Annotated in this window: 14 protein-coding genes; 13 read left to right on the plus strand and 1 reads right to left on the minus strand. The window is 53.4% G+C overall.

Annotated features, from left to right (window positions below):
• Window positions 1-5 precede the first annotated feature (5 nt).
• The 13 genes from AC2T6E_RS01000 (at window position 6) to AC2T6E_RS01060 (ending at window position 16,060) form a co-directional block, all read left to right on the plus strand.
• On the plus strand, window positions 6-2,228 hold the full coding sequence (locus tag AC2T6E_RS01000) for a hypothetical protein (protein WP_486690236.1): 2,223 nt from the start codon (window positions 6-8) through the stop codon (window positions 2,226-2,228).
• Between the two features lie 5 nt (window positions 2,229-2,233).
• The gene (locus tag AC2T6E_RS01005; protein ID WP_032643626.1) at window positions 2,234-3,076 is read left to right on the plus strand and encodes a formylglycine-generating enzyme family protein; all 843 of its coding nucleotides are present in this window, start codon (window positions 2,234-2,236) and stop codon (window positions 3,074-3,076) included.
• Between the two features lie 36 nt (window positions 3,077-3,112).
• Window positions 3,113-3,379 (plus strand): PAAR domain-containing protein, encoded by a 267-nt coding sequence (locus AC2T6E_RS01010; RefSeq protein ID WP_072164040.1) that lies wholly within the window; start codon window positions 3,113-3,115, stop codon window positions 3,377-3,379.
• Between the two features lie 3 nt (window positions 3,380-3,382).
• Window positions 3,383-4,543 carry a hypothetical protein gene (locus AC2T6E_RS01015; protein WP_427353085.1) on the plus strand — a complete coding sequence of 387 codons (1,161 nt, stop codon included), beginning with the start codon at window positions 3,383-3,385 and terminating at the stop codon, window positions 4,541-4,543.
• Window positions 4,530-7,949 carry an ImcF-related family protein gene (locus AC2T6E_RS01020; protein WP_486690239.1) on the plus strand — a complete coding sequence of 1,140 codons (3,420 nt, stop codon included), beginning with the start codon at window positions 4,530-4,532 and terminating at the stop codon, window positions 7,947-7,949. The genes AC2T6E_RS01015 and AC2T6E_RS01020 overlap by 14 nt, the downstream gene beginning before the upstream one ends.
• Window positions 7,949-9,544 (plus strand): type VI secretion system protein TssA, encoded by a 1,596-nt coding sequence (gene tssA, locus AC2T6E_RS01025; protein ID WP_431643267.1) that lies wholly within the window; start codon window positions 7,949-7,951, stop codon window positions 9,542-9,544. The genes AC2T6E_RS01020 and tssA overlap by 1 nt, the downstream gene beginning before the upstream one ends.
• 50 nt (window positions 9,545-9,594) lie before the next feature.
• Window positions 9,595-10,338, plus strand: a complete 744-nt coding sequence (locus tag AC2T6E_RS01030) for a YidX family protein (RefSeq protein ID WP_174339643.1) — start codon at window positions 9,595-9,597, stop codon at window positions 10,336-10,338.
• A 15-nt stretch (window positions 10,339-10,353) separates the two neighbouring features.
• Window positions 10,354-12,117 (plus strand): type VI secretion system baseplate subunit TssF, encoded by a 1,764-nt coding sequence (gene tssF, locus AC2T6E_RS01035; protein ID WP_454539578.1) that lies wholly within the window; start codon window positions 10,354-10,356, stop codon window positions 12,115-12,117.
• A complete protein-coding gene (gene tssG, locus AC2T6E_RS01040; RefSeq protein WP_431643269.1) occupies window positions 12,072-13,175 on the plus strand; it encodes a type VI secretion system baseplate subunit TssG in 1,104 nt (367 codons plus the stop codon). Before tssF ends, tssG begins: the two co-directional genes overlap by 46 nt.
• On the plus strand, window positions 13,156-13,692 hold the full coding sequence (gene tssJ / locus AC2T6E_RS01045; RefSeq protein ID WP_431643270.1) for a type VI secretion system lipoprotein TssJ: 537 nt from the start codon (window positions 13,156-13,158) through the stop codon (window positions 13,690-13,692). The genes tssG and tssJ overlap by 20 nt, the downstream gene beginning before the upstream one ends.
• Window positions 13,685-14,137 (plus strand): type VI secretion system baseplate subunit TssE, encoded by a 453-nt coding sequence (gene tssE / locus AC2T6E_RS01050; RefSeq protein ID WP_431643283.1) that lies wholly within the window; start codon window positions 13,685-13,687, stop codon window positions 14,135-14,137. Before tssJ ends, tssE begins: the two co-directional genes overlap by 8 nt.
• 23 nt (window positions 14,138-14,160) lie before the next feature.
• Complete coding sequence (locus AC2T6E_RS01055) at window positions 14,161-15,474, plus strand: VasL domain-containing protein (protein WP_486690243.1); 1,314 nt, start codon at window positions 14,161-14,163, stop codon at window positions 15,472-15,474.
• 106 nt (window positions 15,475-15,580) lie between these two features.
• Window positions 15,581-16,060, plus strand: coding sequence for a hypothetical protein (locus AC2T6E_RS01060; RefSeq protein WP_486690245.1), 480 nt, complete (start codon window positions 15,581-15,583; stop codon window positions 16,058-16,060).
• Between the two features lie 74 nt (window positions 16,061-16,134).
• Here AC2T6E_RS01060 and AC2T6E_RS01065 read toward each other — a convergent pair whose 3' ends face one another.
• The gene (locus AC2T6E_RS01065) at window positions 16,135-16,275 is read right to left on the minus strand and encodes an Ecr family regulatory small membrane protein (RefSeq protein ID WP_010431575.1); all 141 of its coding nucleotides are present in this window, start codon (window positions 16,273-16,275) and stop codon (window positions 16,135-16,137) included.
• Window positions 16,276-16,322 lie beyond the last annotated feature (47 nt).

A 16,322-nucleotide genomic window follows, 5' to 3' on the forward strand; every position in this document is an offset into this window, starting at 1 on the left:
CCTCCATGAGTAATACGACAGAAAACGTTCATGGTAGTGGTAAAACAGGGATGCAAGCGAATGGCATCAAAGCCAATCATGCTACTGGCACCCGACTATATTTTCATGCTGATAGTGAAACATTTCTTGCTGTTGACGGTGATAAGCTGGAGCAGGAAAGCAATGAGCTAAATAGATTGTTAGGTGATCAGGTTGATACGCAAATGCGCATAGATGATCTAACAACTCAGTGCACAAAATTAAACTGGGGGCAGGTTGGGGAAAAGCAGACTCTCCAAACTCAGATACAACAAGAAGTCCAGAGACTTGATGATCTTAATAAAAAACTGAAAGTAAAATTGGCGACGCTTTCAGCGACAGAAGAACTTCCGAAGGCCACTCTTCTTGACAACAGCAGCAAAAGTGCTGTCGGGCTAATGGAGTTAATTGAAGTTCGCGGAAATATGAAAGGCGTTCGGTATATCTATGCCCGCTCAGATCAAATTGACAGCAAATGGCGACGTTATCCGCTTGAGGAAGGATATAAAAAGTCAGGAAGTAAAAGCTTTGTTGTCTCTGAGACATATACTGATAGTGAAGGCAACACAAAAATACGGGAAAAAATTGATTATGATAAACTTAAATCCCAGATAAGTAAGATAAAACCAAAAATGCTGAAGGCTGAACAGAAATTATTAGAACAGCATACAGGCATTCTTGGTCAGTGGGCCAGAGATATGAATGACAGCCTTAAACATTCTCCATACCAGGGGGATAGATTTGGCTTTGATTCTCAGTCACAGCTTATGCGCTGGACTTATGGTGCGGGTCTGACAGAGGAACTAAACCCGTTTGAAGTGGATTTTCGTAATCAGGGTAAAAAATTAAAAAAAGAAGCTGTCGCCAGCGGAAAAGCAAGTGCCTATGCAAGCCTTGCTCTCGCTGAGTCTAAAAGCAAGTTAACCCTGTCGCTTCCTGACATACATGGTATTACGATGACCTACCCGCTGAAGCCAGAAATGGGTGGGGGAACCGGTAATTTGAGTACGCTGCGTTTTGACTTTGAACTGGCTTTGGCCGGTAGTGTTGGTGCAAGCTTAGGTGTTGAACTCGGCGTATCGATGAAAAGTAACTGGGCAAAAGGAGTTCCCGGGTCTTCATACAATACAGGCGCTCCCGGAGAGCGAAAAATAGATATAAGCAAAGTTGTTGAGGATCCAGAAGTCACGGGAGAATTAACCGTCTTTGCCGGAGCCCAAGCCTCAGCGAACCTTTCAGGCTCAATCAAATGGTGCAACCCAGAGAAAAGCAAAGAATATACCACTCTTGCAAGAGTAGCTGTAGGTGCGACAGCCCAAATGGGTGTTGGATGGAGTGGCACGTTCAGATTCAGCTATGAAAATGGGAAAGTCCAGGTTCTAGCGCGTGGAGGTATGTGCTGGGGAGGGGGAGGAAAAGGAAGTGCGGCTTTTGATATTGATGGTGTGGCTATAATTACCGATTTCATGCCATGCTTGACCTATATGCTTCGAAATGCTGACTACATAAAACTCTCTGAGAATGTAGTTCGTAAAGGTGACTTTTATGCATTTTGCGCATTACCTTTATTAATGACGATGCATGGTGGTGTTGCTTTATTGAATAACTTGGAGAATGAAACTGGACTTCTATTAATGAAGTTAGAAAATGATTGGGGTGATAAAGAGAAGAGGGTTGCCTTAATGCAGGAGATTATAAACTCCAATGGTGATTGCTTGAAATATTCCCCACCTGAAAGTAAAGGTGGGGCGATAGCATCCCTGATAGAACATAATTTTTGGGATGAATTTGCCAGCCCGGCTTCGAATGCACAGACAGACTGTGAAGGGTTAGTTATGTTTAGCGCCAGAAAACGTGCCGTTTTGTTGTGCTTGCGTTGGGTTCAATCCAAACGTGAGTACGAAAATGTAATGCAGCATCTATCCAAGGATTTTAAAGCTGTTGGCTCGTGGCAAGCAAACCAGCAGAAAGTTGCAGATTTTCTTGCTCTGGGGGAACAGGATCGCGTTTATGGTTCTTCACGTATCGTGCCTAATGCATCCGAAATAAAGATACTTCCAAGCCATTATGCCAAAAACCTTATGGATATTTGGGGCAGCTTACCAGATACAGAGGAAATAAAGGGGGGTGAAATGCATAAATTAAAAGAAATTTCTCCAGTGCTCATGCAAAGTTGCACTAGAGTAATCGTTGGTGGGCACGAGTTATGAATGTAATGAATAAATATAAAGTACTGACGCTTGTATCCTTGTCAGCAATCACCCTTGCTGGGTGCGATAATGCTAAAAGCGATGCGGAGAACCATAAATTTGCTAACAATATTGTTAATTCAATGGTCGTGGTTAAAGGTGGGCGCTTTCAGATGGGGGATTTTGGTCCTTTGGTAGGAGAAAAATTGCCATTTAGCCCTGATCAGAACAATAAACCATTGCACTGGGTTGAGCTTTCTGATTTCCATATGTCAGCAAAGCGTATTACTTGGCGAGAATTTAATGAATGGTTAGAACTTGCGGGCAGGGGTAAAAGCAAGTACTACTTGTGGGCTACCGAAAAGGATAGGAGTGAACGGTTCAAAAAAACAACAGGAGACGATTTTCCAGCTGTTGCAAATTGGAAAGACGCATCTGATTTTTGCCAATGGATAGGGACTATATCTAATAAAAAAATAACCCTGCCTACTGAGGCACAATGGGAATATGCCGCGCGAAGTGGAGGTAAATTTAACCAATTTGCAAACGGAGATAATTATTACAATGTGAGCTGGCCTGATGAAAAACAGAATTTCACTTTTGATTTCGCCCCTGTAGGTAGTTTTGCCCCGAATTCTCTAGGCCTCTTCGATATGATGGGTAATGGTCATGATTGGGTTAATGACTGGTATGCTGAGGATTATTACCAGCATTCACCTGAAAGGGATCCTCAGGGGCCAGCTAATGGGACTGAAAAAGTAGTAAGAGGTTACTTAGGCTCAATGTTTGGTCTGTATGATATCACGCGAGGAAGCAATAAGCCTGAAACTGAAGGTCCTGGGTACGGTTTCCGCTGTGTCGAAAATTAATCAGTAAAAACAAATTTTACTTTGTTGGGAGCTCATATGTCCAAAGGATTTGTATTGCTAGGAGATAAAACTACTCACGGCGGTGAGGTTATATCTGCATCTTCAACCATGACTGTTAACGGAAATAAAGTGGCTCTTGTTGGCGATGAGATTAATTGCCCTGTTGTAGGTCATGGTATTAATGCCATTATCGAAGGATCACCAGAATGGATCTCTGATGGGAAGCCTGTTGTTGTGGATGGCTGCGAATGTGAATGTGGCTGCCATGTTATCTCCAGTGCGCCGGATTGTTCAGTAGGATAAGTTATGAGCTGGGAGCGTCAGAAAGCCACAATTGCTGCAGAACCTGATGAGCCTTCACTGGTCATCTGGCTGATTGCAGGCCTTGTTGCTGTTATTGCTGGAGTGTTGCTCTTTGTACTCCACGCCAATCAGTTTCTTGGTGAATTGCAAAAATTTAACCTCTGGATTGTTGCAGGAAGTCCTCTTTTCATCTGGTTCGTGACGATTTGTATTCGCGGCTGGATGTATAACCACGCAATGGATCGTCACCAGTTTGAATCTGATGAAGCAGATTATGCACAACAGCAATGGGTTTCCTGGGCCGGGCGTTATCTGGCGGTTCTGAATAGCCGGGTTATTCTGCCTGATAAATTGACACCATCAAGATTTCTGCAGACCTCCAAAGATCTCGAGCAGAGTAGCTCTCTTTCTCGGAGAATAACGTTACCTAATGGCGAAGATACTTTTTCAGCCTTGATTGGGGGACTGGACATATCAGAATTACAGCGCTTATCAGACCTCCCTTTCCACGCAACCTTACTGACTGATTCATACGATCCTGATGAGACATTGCAGAGAGAATTTACAGCATGCTGGCTCCAGGTAGTTGGAATGGCCTATCCCGTACCGTTACTGACGATTCTTAAAGGCCGGGCCTTCGATTGGGTGGGCGAACGCCTTAAAGCCCCGATTCTGGATGTTGAGCTTTTGTTGGTTCACCAGACTCAGGGAGGGAATGAGTACAGTGATTCGCTCTCGGCTTTAATGTTGACCTCTGATGATGTAGCAACGAAGTATCAGCTAAAGCATCACGCTCGCCTGCTTCGGCCTATGTCGATTGAATCAACCCAAATGCTGAGTAAAGAGCTCGATACCTTTTTCTCGACCCAGTCACAGGCTATTGCTGCGCGTGCAATTGTGGGTGACAGCATGGAGTGGGGCGATGATTTTTCCGCTCTTCTGACCAGTGCAAAACAATATGAAGGCAGCTGGAAACCTCAGCAGTGCCACTGGCTGGAAAAATATGCCGGACTAAGTGGTCCCTTCTCACCGTGGATTATGGCCGCCGTCGTCAGTGATATAGCTCTGCTCACAAAAGAAGATTGCCTGATGCTTTCGGGTGACAAAGAGCAGCGATTTGTAAATACCGTAACTACAGGGAATCTGATGAATGGCGAAGGATAGTTCAGTGTGGCGTGGTAACTGGGGGCGCCTCAGCATTACCACACTAATTGCTGTTGCGATAGGATTGGTCATCTGGAAAAAGGGTGATGCGTTCGGACTGACAAGCAATAGACTAAAGTTGCTGGGATCTGTGGCAGCTATAATCCTTCTTTTGCTTGTCCGCCATGGCAAAATCATGAGTCTCGCGATTAAACAACAGTGGTCGCGTTTTCAGGGGACGCGTAAAAGTGTCCTGCCGGCCGATGAAGATCGTGTCAAGCAGACAGCACCACGCAATGTCACCGTTGATACAATCCGTGACGCCATGCGTAACCTCTACGGTCGTCGCTGGGCCCGTAAAACACGCATCCTGCTGATCACTGGCACCGTCTCTGAGGTAGAACTGCTGACCCCTGGCCTGACAGGCCAGCTCTGGCAGGAAGACCGCGGCACACTTTTGCTGTGGGGCGGTGATCTCAATACGCCAGCAGACAGTGCCTGGCTTACAGCGCTGCGCAAACTGCGCAGTCGCCCGGTGGACGGGCTGGTGTGGGTCACCTCGGCTTTTGACCAACTCTCAGCACCAGGGCTGGGACAGCCGTTGCCGGTACCGTCTGAAAGCACCATGGATTCCCTGTCCCACGCCATCAGCGATCGGATGGAAGCGCTTGGCTGGAAACTTCCTCTCTTTGTCTGGTCCCTGCATCCGCGCGCCGGTAAACCGGAAGGGCGCATTACTCAGGCTATCGGTTGTCTGTTACCTGCCGGCTGCCGCCCCGAAGGGCTGGCAGAGCAACTGTCCGCCCTGACGCCAGATTTGACTTCACAGGGTCTTCAGCAGACCTGCGGTGAAGTGAAACATAACTTCCTGCTGACGCTTGCCGACCAGCTCATTCGTGAGCCGGAAAGCGTGACCGCACCGCTGGCGGTGATGCTCAATCCGTACCGCCCGCTGCCACTGGCCGGTGTGGTGTTCAGTCAGCCTTCTGCCGGCGCTGAACGTGCCGTGACACACCACTGGGGCATGGATAAACGCTGGGATGTTTTGCCTGAATCGGTCCGGACACTTCCTGCCGGACTGCGTCCACGCAAGCCGGGTATTCCATGGCGCAAAGTGTTTGCGTCGGTTGTCGCTTTGTCGATGGTGGGCTGGGCTGCGTGGATGGGGCTTGCGTATGTCACCAACCGCAGCCAGATTGCCGGTGCGAATGCCCAGGCCGCACTTGCCGCCCGGCAGAATCAGCCCCTGGCTCAGCGCCTGCATGCGCTGTCTGAACTGCAAAAAACGCTGGCTCGCCTGCAGTACCGCGCTGAGCACGGTGTGCCATGGTACGAGCAGGCCGGGCTGAGCCAGAACAATGTGCTGCTGGCGGCACTCTGGCCGCGTTACCAGGACAGCGCGCTGCCGCTGTTGCGGGATGCCGCCGCTGATCATCTGCAGGGACAACTGAGTGCCTTTAATGCGTTGCCACCGGGCAGCCCGCTGCGTGAGCAGATGGCCAGAACCACATATGACCAACTCAGGCTCTACCTGATGCTGGCGCGTCCGGAACATATGGACGCGGCCTGGTTCAGCTCTGCATTGCTGAATGACTGGCCGATGCGTGACGGTGTAAAAAACGGCATCTGGCAGGGTATGGCCCCGTCGCTGCTGTCGTTCTATGGCGCACAACTGGTCACACATACTGAGTGGAAACTGCGAGCCGATGAAAACATGGTCAGCCAGGCGCGTTCCCTGCTGGTTCGCCTGATGGGGGTACGTAACAGCGAATCGACCCTGTACCAGAAAATGCTCTCTCAGGTGGCGCACCTGTATGTCGATATGCGCCTTGAAGACATGACCGGCGATACTGACGCCGCCCGCCTGTTCAGAACCACCGAAATCGTGCCGGGGATGTTTACCCGCCAGGCCTGGGAGCAGGCGGTACAGCCCGCCATCGAAAAGGTGGTGAAGGCGCGCCGGGACGAGCTTGACTGGGTACTGACTGACAGCAAGCGGCAGGTGAATAAACAGGATCAAACCTCTCCGGAAGCGCTGAAAAAGCGCCTGACGGAGCGTTACTTTGCCGACTTCGGCGGGGCATGGCTTGAGTTCCTCAATAGCCTGCATTGGAATCAGGCCGTCACGCTGTCAGACTCCATTGACCAGCTGACCCTGATGGCCGATGTGCGTCAGTCACCACTGGTGGCGCTGATGAACACCCTGAATGTGCAGGGGCGCACCGGGCAGACCGGTGAAGCCATTTCGGATTCGCTGGTGAAATCAGCGAAAAATTTGCTGGGCGGTGATAGTCAGGATGTCATTGACCAGAGTGCCGGCGTTCACGGTCCGCTGGATGCGACCTTTGGCCCGGTGCTGGCGCTGATGGAAAAAAATCGCACGGGTGCACAGGAACTGAGCCTGCAATCCTACCTGACCCGGGTGACGCAGGTGCGTCTGCGCCTGCAGCAGGTGACCAATGCTGCCGACCCGCAGGCAATGACCCAGACTATTGCCCAGACTGTATTCCAGGGCAAAGCCGTGGACCTGACCGAAACTCGTGACTACGGTAGTCTGATTGCAGCAGGTCTGGGACAGGAGTGGAGCGGTTTTGGCCGTACCGTGTTTGTTCAGCCGATGGAGCAGGCCTGGCAGCAGGTACTGACTCCGGCGGCCGACAGCCTCAATGCCCAGTGGCGACAGGCGGTGGTGGCTGAGTGGAACAGTGCCTTCGGTGGACGCTGGCCGTTTAATAATTCCAGCAGTGATGTCTCCCTGCCGCTGCTGGCTAAATACCTCAATGCAGATTCCGGGCGTATTGCCCAGTTCCTGCAGACCCGCCTCAAAGGTGTGCTGCACAAAGAGGGCAACCACTGGGTGCCGGACTGCATCAACTCGCAGGGGCTGGCCTTTAACCCGGCATTCCTCAATGCCATTAACACCCTGAGCCATATCTCGGATGTCGCCTTTACAGAAGGCAATGCCGGGATGAACTTTGAACTGCGCCCGGGTACCGCTGGTGGCGTGATGCAGACGGATATGGTTATCGACAGCCAGAAGCTGATTTATGTGAACCAGTTGCCGGCATGGAAGCGCTTCGCCTGGCCTGCGGATACCGAAGCACCCGGTGCGAACCTGAGCTGGATAAGCACGCAGGCAGGAACCCGTCAGTACGCCGATATCCCTGGCGCCTGGGGCTGGATACGTCTGCTTGATAAAGCTGTGGTCAGTGCTTACCCGGGCGTGGACAGCAGTTACAGTCTGAGCTGGAAAGCGCAGGACGGACGTACGCTCAATTACACCCTTCGTACCGAGGCGGGCGAGGGACCGCTGGCGCTGCTGAAACTGCGTAATTTCCGTCTGCCGGAAACCATCTTCAGCACCACCGGTGCAACATCGCCAGACCAGGTTGCCAGTGCAGGTAATAATACAGAGGACGTATATTGATGAACACGCTAAATGCCTTAATCAGCGCCTGCCAGACTGAGCAGGCACCTCTACTTGCGGCAACCCGTGAGCGCGTGGCGCAGTGGGACAACTGGCTGCAGCCGCTGTCCGTTTCATCGCCCGCTGGCGAAGACCCGGGCTATGACGATGACTTCCAGCAAATGCGCGAAGAGGTCAACAAACTCTCCGGCGCGGATACCGAACTCATCTGCCGGCTGGCGGAGAAACTGCTGACCACGACCGCGAAAGACATTCGCGTCGCGACGTACTACTGCTGGGCGAAGCTGCACCGCGAAGGCGAGCAGGGACTGGATGAAGGACTTGAGCTGCTGGCCGGTCTGCTGGAGCGCTTTGGACCACAGCTGCACCCGCAGCGTGACCGCAGTCGTAAGGCGGCGCTGGAATGGCTGGCGTGTTCGCGTATGACGGATTCTCTCTCCCTGTACCCGGAAGTGGTCAGGAACGATGCGATGCGTACCACAGGGGCGCTGCTGCTGATAGCACAACTGACCGAAAATGAGCCGGATGAAACCCGTCCGGAACTTAACGCGCTGTACGGTGCGCTGGAAAGCCGTCTGCAGAAAGCGGGGGGCGTGGATGCGGTGGTACCGCAGAACGCCGATACCAGCGACACACTTGCCATGACCAGCCACAGCGACGCCCCGGCAATCGGGCGGATCACCTCCGGCCAGGATTTGCTGGCCCAGGCCCGCACCCTCACCGAATACCTGCGCGAGCAGCCGGATGGCTGGCTGTCAGCGCATCATCTGATGAAAAGCCTGCGTCACGACACTCTGCGGGCTATTCCGGCCCCGGATGCGCAGGGGCGTACACGCATTGAGCCGCCACGGGCAGACCAGCGGGCACTGCTCAAACGCCTGTACCTGCAGCAGAACTGGGCTGAAATGCTGGAAACGGCGGACAGCACGTTTTCCCGTGGTGCCAATCACCTGTGGCTGGATTTGCAGTGGTATATCCATCAGGCGCTGACGAAATCCGGTCAGGACACGCTGGCCGGTATTATCACGGCTGACCTGAAAGGGCTGCTGACCCGTCTGTCCGGGCTCGAAACACTGGCCTTCAGTGACGGCACGCCATTTGCGGATGACGTGACGCTGGACTGGATCCAGCAGAGCGTGCTGGATACGGTCGGCGGTTGGGACAACGACACGCCATCAGCTTCGGTAACTGCCGGTAAAGATGACATTCTGGCGCTGGAGCCGGAAGCGGTGGCACTGGCCGACAGTGAAGGCCCGGATGCGGCACTGGGCTGGTTGCAGACCCGTCCCGGCAACACCACCGTACGGCAGCAGTGGCTGCTGCGCCTGCTGATGGGGCGTATCGCGGAGCAGTACGGCAAAAATGACCTGGCGGTGCATCTGTTTGCGGAACTGGGCGAGCGGGCCGGTGAGCTCACCCTTACGAACTGGGAGCCTGAGCTGTTGTTTGAGGTACAGGCCCGTCATCTGAAACTCCTGCGGCTGAAAGCCAGTCGCAGTGAGGCTGATAAGGCCCGCCTTACACCGTTAATGGACCAGTTACTTGCCGGGCTGATTGCCGTCGATCCAGCCCGTGCCGCCGTGCTTTGCGGATGATAATGAGTCATACCTTCAGGAAAAAAATCAGAATCAAGGGAAATTAAAAAATGAAACGTCTTAGAATATTTACTTGTTTAGGTGTGATGTTCTTGCTTTCAGGTTGTACTGCACTACTGTGGGGAGGGAATAAGGTCGCCGAGCCAAAAACAGAAAGGCATATTCAGATTAAGGATAGTGTAACCGGTGTTTTTCAGTATAAAAACCTTGCTCTTTCTGCTGTTCAGGGAAGCAAAAAAACGACTATTAAAGTTCCCTCTGAAGGTGTTGCCTTTGTCGGTGAAAAAAATATATACATTCTGACCCAGGGGGCAGATGAACTTTTGTTCCTGAATAAACTTGCAAGCAAAATTCCTCTGATATCAGGTCGGGAAGAGAACACCCTTAAGTTTCGGATAAACAAACCGTCAGGCAGCGACAGCGTGCTTCAGTTCAGCGATGCACTACCTGTCGACGTCAATAAATCCTCCAGGATGCTTTCAACAGAAGAGTTAAATACTGTTCAGCATGCAGGCTTCCGGAGCAACGGTGTCCGGTATGCCCGGGATGTATATATCACGGGAGTAATTATTCCCAAAGCGAGCCTTAATTATACTTTTGATAAGACTGAATCTTTGGGTAGAACGTACAGCATTCAGTTTTATTCGCTAGAGTCTGGAACCGATTTTCACCCCGTAAATCTGGCGACCAATATTGTCGTTACCCCGTTAGCACTCTCTGCTGATATTGTTTTTTTCCCGATATCATTAAGTCTGCTTCAGCTCATTAATGGCCCTTCACCATTCGGACATTAATCAAACAGGTGTTTTATGGAAGATTTAACCCTGCGCTATTTCGATGCAGAAATGCGCTACCTGCGTGAAGCCGCAAAAGAGTTCGCGCAGACCCATCCCGATCGCGCAGCTATGCTCGACCTGGATAAAGCTGGTACACCGGATCCGTATGTCGAGCGTCTGTTTGAAGGCTTTGCTTTCTCGATGGGGCGACTGCGCGAAAAGATTGACGACGACCTGCCAGAACTCACCGAAGGGCTGGTCAGTATGCTCTGGCCGCATTATCTGCGTACCATTCCGTCGCTTTCGGTGGTGGCGCTGACACCGGCGCCGAATACCGTAAAAATGGCCGAAGTCGTCCCTGCGGGGCTGGAGGTGTACTCCCGCCCGGTGGGGCCGAAGAACACGGTCTGTCGTTACCGTACAACCCAGGATGTAATGCTCAATCCCCTGAGTGTCTCAGCGGTTACCATGACCACCGAGCCTGACGGTCGTTCGCTGTTGCGGATGCGCCTGGCCTGCAGCAGCCAGGCCGACTGGTCACACACTGACCTCAGCCGTCTGAACCTGTATCTCGGGGCGGACGCACCCGTAAGCAGTCAGCTGCACCTGATGCTGACGAAGCGCCAGGCGGCACTGTACATGCGTCTGCCCGGGCAGACCGACCGCATCCGTCTTGACGGGTACTTCTCGCCGGGAGGATTTGCCGAGGAAGACGGGCTGTGGCCGAAAGGGGATACCGCTTTCAGTGGCTACCAACTGCTGCTGGAGTACTTCACCTTCCGCGACAAGTTTATGTTTGTCCACCTCAACGGCCTGGACGGCATTACGCCGCCTGCCGGGGCAGAGTACTTCGACATTGAAGTGGTGTTCAGCGCGCTGTGGCCGACTGACCTGCCGGTCACCGGTGACGCCATTCGTCTGCACTGCGTGCCGGTCATTAATCTGTTCACGCTGGAGGCGGACCCGCTCACCATTACGGGCCTTGAAAGTGAGTACCTGCTGCGTCCCAAACGGCTGCAGGACGGACACACCGAGATTTACTCCGTGGATTCGGTCACTGGCTCAAACCGGACGAACGACGCGGAGTACGTGCCGTTCAGCTCCTTCCGCCATAAAGGCGGGATGATGCGCCGCCAGGCACCACCGCGTTACTACCACACCCGCGTGAAGCGCAGTGTGACCGGGTTGTATGATACCTGGTTAATACTGGGAGGACATCAGTGGGAAGATGACCGCCTGTTTGAGCGTGAAGCCGTGTCGCTGCAAATCACCGGCACCAACGGTCAGTTACCACGCCGGGCATTGCAGAGCACGCTGCTGGACTGCTGTGAGCAGGTGGTCAGCACACAGCTTTCGGTACGCAACCTCTGCAAGCCGACGCTACCGGTCTACCCGCCTGCAGAAGACCGTTTCCACTGGCGGGTGCTGAGCCACCTGGGCTCCGGATTCCTGAACATGATGAGTACCGCCGAAGTACTGCGCGGAACGCTTGCGCTCTACAACTGGCAGGAAGATGAACTGAACACCCGGCGTCTGGAGGCGATACAGCATGTGGCGCATCACCGTCTTCAGCGTTTTGAGCAGGGCTTCCTGCTGCGCGGCCTGGATATCGAAGTGACACTCAACAGCAACGGGTTTACGGGGGAGGGCGATATTCATCTCTTCGGCGAAATGCTCAACCGGTTCTTTGCCCTCTACGCCGACATGAACCAGTTCAACCAGCTCACCCTCATCGTTCAGCCAGAAGGAAAATGCATCAGGTGGAAAGAGAATCACAGTCCGCGCCTGCCCGGCTGATGGAGCGGCTGGGTGACCGGCTGCCATATATCAATTTTTACCGCTTCTGCCAGTTACTGGAGCAGAGCCAGCCGGACAAACCGGTTACGGGCAGCACCTGGCAGGTACGTCATGAACCGGTGCGTTTTCGGCCACTCCCGGGGATGGGCTTCCCGGCCTCCGAAATCAAAGAGATTGAACCACCGGAGCACCCGCATCTGCCGCCGAGGGTACGTATCACCTTTATGGGGCTCTATGGCGTGGAGTCTCCGCTGCCGACGCACTATATCGATGACATCACCCAGCGGCGGGAAGGGTACGAAGCCACTGCGGATTTCCTCGATATCTTCAACCACCGGCTGATTGCTCAGTACTACCGCATCTGGCGGAAATATTCGTATCCGGCAGCCTTTGAGGAAGGCGGTAAGGACAACACCTCGCAGTATCTTCTGGGGCTGGCCGGGCTCGGGATTAACGGCTGCACGGACAATATCGCGACCCCGGCTTCGCGCTTTCTGGCACTACTGCCAGTCATGTTGCTGCCGGGGCGTACCGCAGAAGGCATGGCCTCGCTGGTGCGCCTGCTGGCACCCAACACGCAGGCGAAAGTCTGGCACCACGACAAACGCCGTGTGCCGCTGAAGAAGCTCCTGACCATGAGCGTCAGTCAGCCCGTCACCCTGACAAACCGTCCGGTGATGGGCAGCTATGCCACCGACGTAAACAGTCAGGTGCTGATGCATCTGACCACCACTAACCCGACAGAAGTGCAGGGCTGGTTACCGGGTGGGGAGCTTCACACGGACCTGATGGCGCTGCTGCACGTGTATCTTGGGGCGCGACTCGATGTCCGCCTGCAGCTGTGCGTCGACCGAACTTTGCTGCCTGACGCGACCATGAGCAGTAAACCCAACGCCGGGGCGGTGCAGCTGGGCCGCACTGCCGTGATGCGACCGCTGAATGCGGCTAAGACCGCATCAAACTCCAAAACGATCACCATTAATCTGGGCCGCTATGAGCGGGTACAGGAAAATATTCACCGCAGGGAGACCGATGAAGATGGCGAGTACCGCTGGTAAATTTCCTCTGGCTGCGCTGGTTGCAGGTATCACATTGATACTGGCGGGCTGCGGGCTGACGCAAAAAGTGACAGACGGCACCGTGGCCGTCACTAAATCAATCTTTTATAAACAGGTGAAAACCCTGCACCTCGACATTCGCGCCCGCGAGGGGGTGAACCACAACGCCGGTGGGGTGGCGTTGTCCACTGTGGTGCGTATTTACCAGTTGAAGGACCGCAAGACCTTTGACAGTACAGACTATCCGTCACTGTTTAAGGCTGACAGTCAGGCCATTAAATCAGACCTGGTGGCTGAGAAAGATATCCGCCTGCAGCCGGGGGGAACGGTGATGGTCGATATGCCAATGGAGAAAGATGCGCAGTATGTGGCGGTGGCTGGGATGTTTATGTCGCCGGACCAAGCAAACAACACCTGGCGCGTGGTGCTTAGCCGTGACGACCTTGATCCGGATAAGGCACGCGTCATCGAAGCGGGCAATAACCGGTTGACCCTGCAGGCGGTGAATGATGAATGAGTTATCCCGTCCTTCACTGTATGAAATGCTCTATGGCAACTTTGCGGGCGACCACGATCTTAATCAGGTTAGTGAGCAAAATCAGGTCATCCTTTCGGTACTTGATAACATGCAGCGTGTCCTAAACTGTCGAGCCGGAACGCTGGCACATCTGCCTGATTACGGGCTGCCCGATATGACGAAAATCCTGCAGGGCATGCCGGGCACGGCCCATGAGCTTATGGGCACATTGTCTGCCGTCCTGCTCAAGTATGAGCCACGCCTGAAAAAGATAGACGTTGTACTCCTGGAGCAGAACGTCCCCGGCGAGCTGCGCTATGCCATTGACGCCGAACTCAAAGGCATCGGCCTGGTACGTTACGGCACCGAGTTTATGCCCGAAGGGCGCGTGCTCATTCGCCACCTCAAACAGCAGCAGTATCTGGATGCCCGCTCCGCAATCTAGTTTTTATTCTGGCTGAAACCGACATGACAACATACCCTGAGCGTCACCTTAAACCCGGCGGTGACCCGCGCACGCTTGCCGATTATGTATCCCTGCGCGATGAAATGAGCAAGCTGACGCATCCGGCACGTCCGGACGTAAACTGGCCGCACGCGGAAACGCTCTGCCTTTCGCTCTTTGAACACAACGGTGTGGAGCTGCAGACCGCCGCCTGGTATACGCTTGCGCGCACGCATCTCTCCGGTTTGTACGGCATGAATGAAGGACTGGCGATTATGGATGCGCTTCTTTCACGTCAGTGGGGGAACATATGGCCTCAGCCGATGCATGCCCGGATGGAAATTATCAGTTCCCTCAGTAAGCGGCTACAGCAGGTGATGCGTACCCTGACGCTGAGCTATGCCGACCTCAGCCAACTGTACCAGGCAGAGGCTTATTTGAATGCGCTGGGTGACGTGTTACAGCGTTTGGAGTTAAAGCATACCAGCCAGCTTGATGACCTGCGCATACTGATCCATAACGCAGCGGTCCGGCTGGAAAACAGCGAAAACGCTGGCGTGAGCCTCCCGGGTGAGGCCGTGTCCCTTGCGCAGGCAGATCGAGTGAAGCGGGTGTACGTTATTGAACCTGATCCTCAGCCGCATGTGCAAATGGAGACGGAATCTCCAGCGCCCGTAAAACCCTGGAAGCCGTTTATTGCCGGAATGCTGAGCATGCTGCTACTGTCCGGCTCGACGGTCCTGGGATGGCAGATAATGCATAAGCCTGACCCAGCACAAATGCAGTTTGCGGCAACGCTTGCCCCGTTACCCGCAGCGCTTTCGGATGAACAAATCCGGCTTTTCCGTCAATCCATTCCTTCGCCTGATACGGGCATCAGGCAGACACAGCAGCAGCTCACGCGGCTTGTGCAGTTAAAACCGGACTGGGCCATCAGTTATAGTGATGAACTTCTGAAGCAGGCGCTGATGCTGTGGCCAGAACAGGCGAAACCGCTGGTGCAGCAGTGGCAGCGACAAATCGCGATCGCGGCATTTCCTGAGGACAATCTTAATGGTTGGCATCAGGGAATGACGCAGCTAGAGCAGCTGGCGAAGCGGCTGAATGCCCTTGATGAACAGAGGGGCAAGTACATGACGGTTAGCGAGCTGAAATCGGCCGTGTTTGCCATGTCGCAGTCGTTCAACAGCGCTGTGCCGGTCGAGGAGCAGCTGCGTCAGCTGTCCGCGTTACCGCAAAATCAACCCTGGCCTGCAGCGCTGCAGAGCCAGACGGAACAGCATCTTCAACAGCTGATTACCCGCTATGCTGCGCTGAAACAAAAAACAGTGGAATAGGCAAAGAAGGCGATGGAGCGGTTAAGAAAAAAAGATAATGGCCGGTCAGCGTTTCCCACGCTGAATCTGGCTCAACAGTGTGCGAAATGTTAACAGGGACGACAACGTGTCAGCCAGAGACCGGTTTTTCAAAAGAGTACAGCAGAAAAATGACAGTATCCCGCCCGATCACGAATCAGCTGAGGGTGAAATCAGGGCATTCCGTCAGCGGATGGATGCGCTGGCACAGCAGATTTGTGTGTGGTTTGAGGGAAGTGGAATTGAGGTCATTGTGTCGACAAAGCATATTCATGACCTGAGTACTCTTGGTTACAGCCTTAGCAGCGGCATATGCCGGTATGACATCACCACCATCCGGCTGGTGAACGGAGATTGCAGCGTGAGTATTATGCCAGAGCAACTCTGTCGTAGCGCGGAGAGGGGCTGTGTGACAATGCGGGTTGATGCGCCCGGCATCAGCCAGGTGTTTTGCCTGAGCATGGCACCGGAGGAAGGCTGGTTTATCCGGCGTGAACAGCAGGGCGTAAAAGAGAATGCCATTATGACGGAAAATCATTTTTTCCTGGCAGTGGACTGTCTGGCCTGAATATTCCAGCCGGGTATCCGGCACATTGAGCACTGTAATGTAAGACATCACTGGCGCAAGGCTTTAAACGAGCCTTACGGCGCTTCAATGGTCGGATAAAGGCTATTTTCAAAATAGGCGACCAGCACCCAGATTTCACCGCTAAAAATAAACCACAAACCCAATATAATAAGGCAGAGAATAATTAAGGTGAGGAGTATTTCTGTTTTTCCCATCTAAGCAATTACCCACCTGAAGTCTGTTTCAGCCCTGGCTGGGATTC

Source organism: Enterobacter sp. B79-1 (genome assembly GCF_057444735.1).

What these genes read in the sequence shown, in the direction of transcription:
- AC2T6E_RS01000 (WP_486690236.1), top strand. Translation starts at nt 6, where the DNA reads ATGAGTAATACGACAGAAAACGTTCATGGTAGTGGTAAAACAGGGATG.
- AC2T6E_RS01005 (WP_032643626.1), top strand. Translation starts at nt 2,234, where the DNA reads ATGAATAAATATAAAGTACTGACGCTTGTATCCTTGTCAGCAATCACC.
- AC2T6E_RS01010 (WP_072164040.1), top strand. Translation starts at nt 3,113, where the DNA reads ATGTCCAAAGGATTTGTATTGCTAGGAGATAAAACTACTCACGGCGGT.
- AC2T6E_RS01015 (WP_427353085.1), top strand. Translation starts at nt 3,383, where the DNA reads ATGAGCTGGGAGCGTCAGAAAGCCACAATTGCTGCAGAACCTGATGAG.
- AC2T6E_RS01020 (WP_486690239.1), top strand. Translation starts at nt 4,530, where the DNA reads ATGGCGAAGGATAGTTCAGTGTGGCGTGGTAACTGGGGGCGCCTCAGC.
- tssA (WP_431643267.1), top strand. Translation starts at nt 7,949, where the DNA reads ATGAACACGCTAAATGCCTTAATCAGCGCCTGCCAGACTGAGCAGGCA.
- AC2T6E_RS01030 (WP_174339643.1), top strand. Translation starts at nt 9,595, where the DNA reads ATGAAACGTCTTAGAATATTTACTTGTTTAGGTGTGATGTTCTTGCTT.
- tssF (WP_454539578.1), top strand. Translation starts at nt 10,354, where the DNA reads ATGGAAGATTTAACCCTGCGCTATTTCGATGCAGAAATGCGCTACCTG.
- tssG (WP_431643269.1), top strand. Translation starts at nt 12,072, where the DNA reads ATGCATCAGGTGGAAAGAGAATCACAGTCCGCGCCTGCCCGGCTGATG.
- tssJ (WP_431643270.1), top strand. Translation starts at nt 13,156, where the DNA reads ATGGCGAGTACCGCTGGTAAATTTCCTCTGGCTGCGCTGGTTGCAGGT.
- tssE (WP_431643283.1), top strand. Translation starts at nt 13,685, where the DNA reads ATGAATGAGTTATCCCGTCCTTCACTGTATGAAATGCTCTATGGCAAC.
- AC2T6E_RS01055 (WP_486690243.1), top strand. Translation starts at nt 14,161, where the DNA reads ATGACAACATACCCTGAGCGTCACCTTAAACCCGGCGGTGACCCGCGC.
- AC2T6E_RS01065 (WP_010431575.1), bottom strand. Translation starts at nt 16,275, where the DNA reads ATGGGAAAAACAGAAATACTCCTCACCTTAATTATTCTCTGCCTTATT.